10 protein-coding genes are annotated in these 9013 nt (G+C 57.8%); 9 read left to right on the top strand and 1 reads right to left on the bottom strand.

Annotated features, from left to right (window positions below; genetic code table 11):
- The first annotated feature begins 128 nt into the window (after positions 1-128).
- From lepA to ACE3OH_RS15190, 9 genes are all read left to right on the top strand, one after another.
- The gene (gene lepA, locus ACE3OH_RS15230) at positions 129-1922 is read left to right on the top strand and encodes a translation elongation factor 4 (RefSeq protein WP_374354661.1); all 1794 of its coding nucleotides are present in this window, start codon (positions 129-131) and stop codon (positions 1920-1922) included.
- A gap of 79 nt (positions 1923-2001) precedes the next feature.
- On the top strand, positions 2002-2976 hold the full coding sequence (lepB, locus tag ACE3OH_RS15225; RefSeq protein ID WP_374354659.1) for a signal peptidase I: 975 nt from the start codon (positions 2002-2004) through the stop codon (positions 2974-2976).
- Between the two features lie 85 nt (positions 2977-3061).
- Positions 3062-3424: a DUF4845 domain-containing protein gene (locus ACE3OH_RS15220; protein ID WP_374354656.1), complete on the top strand. Its 363-nt coding sequence runs from the start codon at positions 3062-3064 to the stop codon at positions 3422-3424.
- A 1-nt stretch (position 3425) separates the two neighbouring features.
- Positions 3426-4133 (top strand): ribonuclease III, encoded by a 708-nt coding sequence (gene rnc / locus ACE3OH_RS15215; protein WP_374354653.1) that lies wholly within the window; start codon positions 3426-3428, stop codon positions 4131-4133.
- Positions 4130-5011, top strand: coding sequence for a GTPase Era (gene era / locus ACE3OH_RS15210; protein WP_374354648.1), 882 nt, complete (start codon positions 4130-4132; stop codon positions 5009-5011). The genes rnc and era overlap by 4 nt, the downstream gene beginning before the upstream one ends.
- A gap of 7 nt (positions 5012-5018) precedes the next feature.
- The gene (gene recO, locus ACE3OH_RS15205; RefSeq protein ID WP_374354645.1) at positions 5019-5753 is read left to right on the top strand and encodes a DNA repair protein RecO; all 735 of its coding nucleotides are present in this window, start codon (positions 5019-5021) and stop codon (positions 5751-5753) included.
- 6 nt (positions 5754-5759) lie between these two features.
- The gene (gene acpS / locus ACE3OH_RS15200) at positions 5760-6155 is read left to right on the top strand and encodes a holo-ACP synthase (RefSeq protein WP_374354642.1); all 396 of its coding nucleotides are present in this window, start codon (positions 5760-5762) and stop codon (positions 6153-6155) included.
- Positions 6156-6235: 80 nt separating this feature from the next.
- On the top strand, positions 6236-6571 hold the full coding sequence (locus tag ACE3OH_RS15195) for an STAS/SEC14 domain-containing protein (RefSeq protein WP_374354639.1): 336 nt from the start codon (positions 6236-6238) through the stop codon (positions 6569-6571).
- A 9-nt stretch (positions 6572-6580) separates the two neighbouring features.
- Positions 6581-8302 carry a hypothetical protein gene (locus ACE3OH_RS15190; protein WP_374354636.1) on the top strand — a complete coding sequence of 574 codons (1722 nt, stop codon included), beginning with the start codon at positions 6581-6583 and terminating at the stop codon, positions 8300-8302.
- A gap of 71 nt (positions 8303-8373) precedes the next feature.
- On the opposite strand, the gene ACE3OH_RS15185 is transcribed toward ACE3OH_RS15190, so the two are convergent.
- A partial coding sequence (locus ACE3OH_RS15185) for a malate dehydrogenase (protein ID WP_374354633.1) occupies positions 8374-9013 on the bottom strand: 640 nt, incomplete at its 5' end.

Here is a 9013-nt window from a genome sequence, read left to right as displayed (position 1 = left end):
CGCCATCGATACTGTGTCTGACTGCTGGTTTTGCCGGTGCTCTTGTCTGATTGGCGAGTCGTTCGGGTCTTGCCGTGCCAGGCCTGGTTTGGACACATGATCCGCCCTTTACTTGTTATGCAAAGCTCATGAATCACATACGCAACTTCTCCATCATCGCCCATATCGACCACGGTAAGTCCACCCTGGCCGATCGATTCATCCAGTTTTGTGGCGGGCTGGAGCTGCGCGAAATGAGTGAGCAGGTGCTCGATTCGATGGACATCGAAAAGGAGCGCGGCATTACCATCAAGGCGCAGACCGCCGCCCTGCATTACAAGGCGCGTGATGGACAGGTCTACAACCTCAATCTTATCGACACCCCGGGCCATGTCGACTTCAGCTATGAAGTCAGCCGCAGTCTCGCTGCCTGCGAAGGCGCGCTGCTGGTAGTGGATGCATCGCAAGGGGTTGAGGCACAAACGGTTGCCAATTGCTACACCGCCATCGAGCAGGGCGTGGAAGTGGTGGCCGTGCTGAACAAGATCGATCTGCCCGCAGCGGAGCCCGAGCGGGTTATCGAGGAGATCGAAGATATCGTCGGTATCGAGGCCACCGATGCGGTACGCGCCTCGGCCAAAAATGGCATCGGAATCGAGGATATCCTGGAAGCGGTGATCGCCAAGGTGCCCTCGCCGCGCGGTAATCCGGATGGTCCGCTCAAGGCCTTGATCATCGATTCCTGGTTCGACAACTATGTCGGCGTGGTCATGCTGGTCCGCGTGGTGGATGGCGAGATCAAGCCCAAGGACAAGCTGTTGTTCATGTCGACCAAGGCGCAGCATCTGTGCGAGCAGGTGGGTGTGTTCACCCCCAAGTCCCTGCAACGCGATGCGCTCAAGGCTGGTGAGGTCGGTTTCGTCATCGCCGGCATCAAGGAGCTGGCCAGCGCCAAGGTTGGTGACACCATCACCCATGTGAAGCCCGCAGCGGAGCAGCCTTTGCCTGGCTTCAAGGAAGTGAAGTCGCAGGTGTTTGCCGGCCTGTATCCGGTGGAATCGCATGATTACGATTCGCTGCGCGACAGCCTGGAAAAGTTGAAGCTCAACGATGCCTCGCTGCATTTCGAGCCTGAAGTGTCGCAGGCGCTCGGGTTTGGCTTCCGCTGTGGTTTCCTTGGCCTGTTGCATCTGGAAATCGTGCAGGAACGTCTTGAGCGCGAATTCGATATGGACCTGATCACCACGGCGCCTACCGTGGTTTATCAGGTGCTGATGAAGGATGGTGAAGTCATCGAGGTGGAAAACCCGTCGCGCTTGCCGGAATTGAGCAAGATCGAGGAAATCCGCGAGCCGATCATCACTGCCACCATCCTGGTTCCGCAAGACTATGTCGGCGCGGTCATGACCCTGTGCAACCAAAAACGCGGCGCCCAACGCAATATGCAATACATGGGTCGCCAGGTGATGCTGACCTATGATTTGCCGATGGCGGAAGTGGTGATGGACTTCTTTGACCGGCTCAAGTCGGTCAGCCGTGGCTATGCCTCGCTCGATTACGACTTCAAGGAATTCCGCTCGGACGATCTGGTCAAGCTCGATGTGCTGGTGAATAGCGAAAAGGTGGATGCGCTGAGCCTGATCGTGCACCGCGCCACCAGTGTTTACCGCGGACGGGAGCTGGTCAGCAAGATGCGCGAGCTGATTCCGCGCCAGATGTTCGATATTGCGATTCAGGCAGCCATCGGTGCGCATATCATTGCGCGCGAAACAGTGAAGGCGATGCGTAAGGACGTGCTGGCCAAGTGTTATGGTGGCGATATTTCGCGCAAGAAAAAGCTGCTGGAAAAACAAAAGGCCGGCAAGAAGCGCATGAAGCAGGTCGGCAATGTGGAAATTCCGCAAGAGGCCTTCCTGGCGATCTTGCAGGTCAGCGATAAGTAGTGTTCCGGGCTGCCGCCGATAATGGCAGCCCTGATGCATGTTCCTGGATTGAAAACAACTTCGTGCTGAAAAGGCTCAAATGAACTGGACCTATCTGGCAGTGGCTGCGCTGTTCGTCGGTGCAATCTTGATTGGACGCGCGCAGCGCAGCACTCAAGAAGCAATTTACGATGCTGAAAAAATGCCGGAAAGCGCTCTGTGGGGCTATTTCCTGATGCTGGTGGGTAGCTGGGGCGTGCTCTCCCTGTTTGCCAATCCCAGCGACCTGTTCTTTGTCATCATGATGGTGGCAGCCGTATTGGCCGGTATTGCCAAGTTGCGGGGCTACAAGGCAAAGGGCAACGAGCGTGCCTTGCCGATGTGGGCCGCGTTCGGCTTTTCCAATGCCCTGGTGTTGGGCGCCATCGGCGTGGGCAAGACCTTTGTGGTGGAGCCGATGCAGATTCCGTCGAGCTCGATGCGGCCCGGCCTGGTGGTTGGTGACTTTATCCTGATCAGCAAGTTTGCCTATGGTATCCGCGTGCCCTTTATCAATGAGCCGGTGATTCCGGTGGGTAAGCCGGCACGAGGCGATGTGGTGGTGTTTCGCTTCCCGGTTGATCCGAAAACCAATTTCATCAAGCGGGTTATCGGTTTGCCGGGCGACAAGATCGAGTATCGCAACAAGATTCTGTCGATTAACGGCCAGCGTATCGATAGCCAGCCAGTGGGGGAGTATCGCTATGCCGACAAGGTGGGTGAGCCGATCCAGAGCATACGCATGCAGGAAAATCTTGGCGTGAAGCGCTATGAAACCTTGAATGTGCCCGGTGCGCCTACCTTGAATCCGATGGGTGTGACCGATTTTCCGAATCGTGATGCCTGCCAGCACGACGAAACCGGCTTTACCTGTACGGTGCCGGCTGCACAATACCTGATGCTGGGCGATAATCGCGACAACAGCAACGATGGCCGCTACTGGGGTTTTGTCCCTGAACGGCTGCTTGCTGGCAAGGCGTTCTTTATCTGGATGAATCTGGGTGAGCCTGGGCGTATCGGCAAGTCCATCAATTGATGGATGAGCTGGCCACATGCAGTCGGTTTGCTGAATCAAATCGGCGTTGGGCTCAATTGCCGTCTTTTCCTGAGTTGGGGTGAATATGCGTAAGCAACGTGGTGTCAGTCTGATTGCAGTGATTCTGGGCGCTGTTTTGCTCGGATTTGTGGCGTTGTTGGCGCTGAAGCTGCTGCCGGTGTATTCCGAATATTTTGGCGTGAAGTCGGCCTTGGTTGCGATCGCCAAAGAACAGGCGGGAGCCCCGCCTTCGGACATTCGCGAGGCGTTTTACAAGCGGGCCACGATCGAGAATATCAAGAGCGTACAGCCGGATGACCTGGAAATTACCCAGGATCAAACAGGTACCACGATCAGTGTGGCCTATCAGACGGAAGTCTCTTTGGTCGCCAATATCAGCCTGCTGATCAAGTTCTCGACTTCTGCCAACCACGCAGCGGCCAAGTAAGGTGATTGTCAGTTCTGCCCAGCTGGAGCGAGAGCTCGGTTATGTGTTTCGCGATGCGGGTTTGTTACGCCAGGCCTTGACCCATCGCAGTTTCGGTGTGCCGCATAACGAGCGACTGGAGTTTCTCGGCGACAGTATCCTGAATGCCGTGGTTGCCAGATTGTTGTTCGATACCTTTCCCCTGCGTAGCGAGGGGGAGCTGTCGCGCTTGCGGGCAAGCCTTGTCAAAAAGGAAACACTGGCTGAATTGGCCCAGGGCCTGGCTTTGGGCGACTATCTGCGGCTAGGTGATGGTGAAGCGCGTTCCGGTGGTTACCAGCGGCCATCTATCCTGGCTGACACGCTGGAGGCTTTGTTCGCAGCGATTTGTCTTGATGCCGATTTCCAGATGGCCAGTGCTGCCGTTGCGCGGCTGTTCGAGCCCCTGATCGCGGCGATCGACCCGGAAACCCATGGCAAGGATAACAAGACCCGTCTGCAGGAATGGCTGCAGGGGCGCCATATGGCACTTCCCCGTTATGCCATTGTGGCGCAGCATGGCGAAGCGCATGACCAGCACTTTGTCGTTCAGTGTGAGCTAAGCGACTTGGCTATCGTCACACAGGGTGAAGGCAGCAGCCGTCGTGCCGCTGAGCAGGAAGCAGCAGCGCGTGCCTTGCTGGCATTGCCATCGGCTCAAAAGGCCATTGAAAAGAAAGGCCACAAATGAGCTTTCATACCGGATTCATTGCCATTGTCGGGCGTCCCAACGTCGGCAAGTCCACCTTGCTGAACCGCCTGATCGGGCAAAAGGTCAGTATTGTGTCGCGCAAGGCGCAAACCACGCGCCATCGCATCACCGGTATTCGCACCGATGCCGACGCCCAGTATGTATTCGTGGACACGCCCGGTTTCCAGACCAAGTTCAAAAGTGCGCTGAACGAGGCGATGAATCGTGGTGTGACCACCACGCTGGCCGATGTCGATGCCGTATTGTTTGTCATCGAAGCGGGCAAGTTCGATGCGCGCGATGCCGCTGTGCTCAAGTTGCTGCCGCGTGATCAGCCGGTGATTCTGGTGATCAACAAGGCTGATCTGGTCAAGGACAAGGGCGACTTGCTGCCCTTTATCGACAAGCTGTCCAGGGAATTCGCCTTTCACGCCATCGTGCCGATTTCAGCGCAAAAGATACAAAAGGTGGATGTGCTGCTCGATGCGATTCGCCCGCTGCTGCCGGAAGGCGAGCCGATGTATGAAGAAGATCAGGTGACTGATCGTAGCGAGCGCTTTCTGGCAGCTGAGCTGATCCGCGAAAAGATCTTCCGTCTGGTTGGTGACGAGCTGCCGTACTCCACGGCGGTGGAGATCGAGAAGTTCGAAGAGGAAGGCAATTTGCGCCGCATTTATGCGGCAATCCTGGTGGATCGCGATGCGCAGAAAGCCATCGTGATCGGCAAGGGGGGCGAGCGTCTGAAGGAAATTTCCTCGCAAGCCCGTACCGATATGGAAAAAATGTTCGACAGCAAGGTATTTCTCGAGGTGTGGGTAAAGGTCAAGAGCGGCTGGGCCGACGATACCCGCATGCTGCGCCAGTTCGGCTACGAGTAAGGTCGCCATGGCGTCTCGCCTCGCCAGCAGTCGCAACCGAGTGGACTTGAACGATGCCTGGCTGTTGCACAGCTACCCCTATAAAGAAACCAGCCTGATTGCCGAGGTGTTCAGCCGCCAGTATGGACGGGTGGCCATGGTGGCGCGCGGCGCGCGGCGGCCGGCATCGGCCCTGCGGGGCCAGCTGATGGCGTTTCAGCCATTGCAGCTGTCGTGGTTCGGGGCGGCTGAATTGAAGACCCTGCATGCGTTGGAATGGCAAGGCGGCGTGCCGCAGCTGGCAGGCTTGCCGCTGATTTGCGGGTTTTACCTGAATGAGCTGCTGCTGCGCTTGTTGGCGCGTGAAGACGAGTGCGCCGGGCTGTTTGATGCCTATGGTGCGGCAGTGCGCGCATTGGCCCACACGCCGGTCCAGGTCGAACCGGTGTTGCGACGATTCGAGCTGGCGCTGCTAGCCGAGACTGGCTACGGTATCGCGCTGGATTGCGATGCAGCAGGGCACCCGATCGACGAGCGGCAGCACTATCGATTTGTGCCTGGGCACGGCTTGCTACCTGCTGTAACGTCTGCTGATGGCACCTTGGTTTCCGGTACGACCTTGCTGGCAATGGCAAGGCAGGAATTTCCCGATGCCGAATGCCTGCAGCAGGCAAAGTGGCTGATGCGCGGCGTATTGAATGGTCTGCTCGGTGAGGCCAGCCTGCACACGCGCAAACTCTTGCGTGATTTGCAACATATATGAGCAAGCATGATTTTCGGTATCGGCACTGACCTGATCGAATTGGCGCGTATCCGCGAGGCCTATGAGCGCCACGGTGCGCGATTCGCAACGCGCTTGTTATCGCCTGGCGAGCTGGTGCGATTGAGTCAGTTTGCAGACCCGGTGCCGTACCTGGCCAAGCGCTGGGCAGCCAAAGAAGCATTTGCCAAAGCCTTGGGTACCGGTATTCGTCCGCCTGTTGCCTTGGCTGCCATCAGTGTTGGCAACGATGCCTTGGGCAAGCCGGTATTCGAATTTGACGAGAAGGTCGCAAATTTCCTCGCGGAGCGCCATATTCATCATGTCCACTTGTCATTGAGTGATGAACGCTCGTCGGCCTTGGCTTTCGTCGTTCTGGAGTCGGATATGCGCAGTCGGGTATAAGGGAGTTTCCCTGCGCGGAGTGGGCCATCAATTCATGGAGGGGCAGGAAGATGATCGCAATAGAACATAAATCCCATTGTGTGCTTGCAGCTGTCGCGGGCGACTTCACCATCGCCGACTACCGGGAATTTGAAGAGAATGTGCTGTATGAACTGCGCTTTCACGGTCAGCCGGTCAACCTGCTGTTCGATCTGACCGACATGCTTGGCTACACGCTGGATGTGGTGTGGGAAGAACTGAAGTTCAGCCGTGCGCACCATGCGGATTTTGGCCGGATTGCGGTGGTGACTACGGATCAGTGGACCACATGGGCGACTTGGGTCGCCCGCCTGTTTGTCGATAGCGACGTGCAGATTTTCGACAATGCGGCCGAGGCCGAGCGCTGGTTGCTCGAGCCGATTGCTTTGCCAGGGTGAGTGCGATCCATGCGCAAGCTGTTTGAATCTCTGTCGGGCATGGTGCGGCGCGAGCATGACCCGCTGGCCGATCCGCGTTCTGCCACTGCATGGATGCGCGATTTGCGGCAGGAAAAAGATATCGCCGGGCAAATGCATGCGGTGGTCGAGCTATTGCGATCGGTCGAGAGTCGCACCACGCTGGGGCTGGATACCCTGAAGGCCCTGTTTGTCGTCGACGAGCTGATACAGCCAACTTACGAGTTGGTCCGCCAGCAATACATCCAGAATCCGCGAGCGGGCAAGGCGATCGAAGAGCGGCTGTGGGACGAGATTGTCGGGCTGGCCAGGGCCATGCTCGCGGCCTACCACCCCTTCGTGCGCATGGAGGACCACCGGCCCGACGAGGAGGCTGGCTTTCAGGCTGCCACGGCGATGCTGCTTGCACGCAGCCTGCGTTATGTCGGCATCCAGGTGAAGTGGCACTTCTTCCGCTTCCAGACCCCACCATCTTCGCTGTGGTCGGTGGCCAACCAGTTCTATCGCCTGGCCGAGGTCAGCTCGGTCGATGCTGATCCGCTGGTGTTGTATCCCGAGGCGGGCGCTGCGTCCACATCGTGTGCTGATGAGTTTATCCGTATCCAGATGCTGGCCACCCTGAATAACGGCAACTTCAACCTGCGTCAGTTCGACTGGGCAGATCGGTGGTTGCAGCTGTGGTCCAGCAATATCCAGATCGAGAGGAAATATCGCGACTCGGTTCACCAGTTTTGCGTCAACCTGTCCGAGCCGACTGGGCCTTCGAAGATTCATGAATTGGTCGAAGGTGACATGCTGCGGTTTTGGGGTGTTGCCGATTTGCTCGCCGAAATGTCGGCAATGATGCAGCGGCTGGAAGCCGGTGAATCGCCGGTGCGGGTCGGGCTTGGCGATGATGCGCGCATGCCCGCTTGTCTCGACTTTCTCAAGCAGCTGGAAATTCTCTGGTCGCGCGAGCGCAGTCAGCAGGCGCATCGCCAGGAGCGCACCCGTGTCAGCAAGCTGGTTCAGGTTACTTCGAGTTTGGTTTCGATCTTCGCGGCGGTCCGCTTCGATGACGAGCGCACCATGGCGCGCGCCAGTGCCCGGCATGCGCCCGACAACGATGAAGTGATGGACATGAAGCTGTATGGCTATGTCACTGAGCGTACCAAGCAAAAAATGGCTTCAATGCAGGCGCGCAACCATGCCTATGTCAACAAGGCCAAGACCATCGAGCACGATGAGTGGGTGATCGAAAATCAGTCAGAAGGCGGCTTCGGTGCGATCTTGCCGGTGGATGGCCATGACTGGGTGCGCCTTGGCGTGCTGTTGGGCATACGCAATGACGAACATGCCAACTGGCTGATTGCCGTGGTGCGGCGCCTCAATCGCATCAATGCCGAGCAGCTGTATGCGGGTGTGCAGATTCTGACCAGCACGCCGGTGGCGGTCAGCATGAAGTCGCTTGAGCCAGAGCGCTCGACCAGTATGGCGATTGACGGTGTGGATACCGTCGGGCTGGTCGTCCCCAAAAGTGCCTTGTATATCCCCTTTGTTGCTGAAGGGAAGCGGCTGAACAGCTTGCTGATGCATTCAGCCGATTATTCGGCCGGGCGTCTCTACCAAGTGGTAGCCCGCGACAAGTCCTTTGTGGTGCGCATAGGCGATACCCTGGAAAAGGGGCCGGACTGGATCTGGACCGTTGTTGAATTGATGCGCCGCGACAATTGAAAGTTCGCACTGGCGCAAACGGGCATGAAAAAGCCGGCTGAAGCCGGCTTTTTCATTTATGGCTGACCTTCTCAGGCCAGCAAGTGCGCAACACCAGCGCGCTCTTCTTCCAGCTCGGCCAGGGTCTTGTCCATCATGGTGCGGCTGTATTCATCGATGGCCAGGCCTTCGATGCGGGTGTATTCGCCGTTGGCGCAGGTAACCGGCACGCCGTACATCACGCCTTCCGGAATGCCGTAGGAGCCATCCGATGGGATGCCCATGGTGACCCACTTGCCATTGCTGCCCAACACCCAGTCACGGATATGGTCGATGGCGGCATTGGCGGCGGAAGCTGCCGACGACAGGCCGCGCGCTTCGATGATGGCCGCGCCACGCTTGCCGACCTTGGGGATGAAAGTCTCGCGGTTCCAGGCTTCGTCAGCGATCTTGTCCTTCAGCGATACGCCGTTCACGGTGGCGAAACGGTAGTCCGGATACATGGTCGGGCTGTGATTGCCCCAGACGATCAGATTGTCGATGTCGGCCACGGCCACATCGGCCTTGGCGGCCAGCTGGCTGAGGGCGCGATTGTGATCGAGGCGCAGCATGGCGGTGAAGTTCTTTGCCGGCAGATCAGGCGCCGATTTCATGGCGATATAGGCATTGGTGTTGGCTGGATTGCCAACCACCAGCACCTTGACGTCGCGGCTGGCGACCTTGTTCAGGGCG

This window comes from Chitinimonas sp., assembly GCF_041904975.1.
Taxonomy (GTDB): Bacteria; Pseudomonadota; Gammaproteobacteria; order Burkholderiales; family Chitinimonadaceae; genus Chitinimonas.
The sequence above is the reverse complement of the archived record's forward strand: the minus strand, read 5'-3'. Positions and strand labels throughout refer to the sequence as shown.

Coding starts and splice junctions, on each gene's coding strand:
- lepB (WP_374354659.1), top strand. CDS start 2,002: ATGAACTGGACCTATCTGGCAGTGGCTGCGCTGTTCGTCGGTGCAATC.
- era (WP_374354648.1), top strand. CDS start 4,130: ATGAGCTTTCATACCGGATTCATTGCCATTGTCGGGCGTCCCAACGTC.
- ACE3OH_RS15220 (WP_374354656.1), top strand. CDS start 3,062: ATGCGTAAGCAACGTGGTGTCAGTCTGATTGCAGTGATTCTGGGCGCT.
- recO (WP_374354645.1), top strand. CDS start 5,019: ATGGCGTCTCGCCTCGCCAGCAGTCGCAACCGAGTGGACTTGAACGAT.
- acpS (WP_374354642.1), top strand. CDS start 5,760: ATGATTTTCGGTATCGGCACTGACCTGATCGAATTGGCGCGTATCCGC.
- ACE3OH_RS15190 (WP_374354636.1), top strand. CDS start 6,581: ATGCGCAAGCTGTTTGAATCTCTGTCGGGCATGGTGCGGCGCGAGCAT.
- lepA (WP_374354661.1), top strand. CDS start 129: ATGAATCACATACGCAACTTCTCCATCATCGCCCATATCGACCACGGT.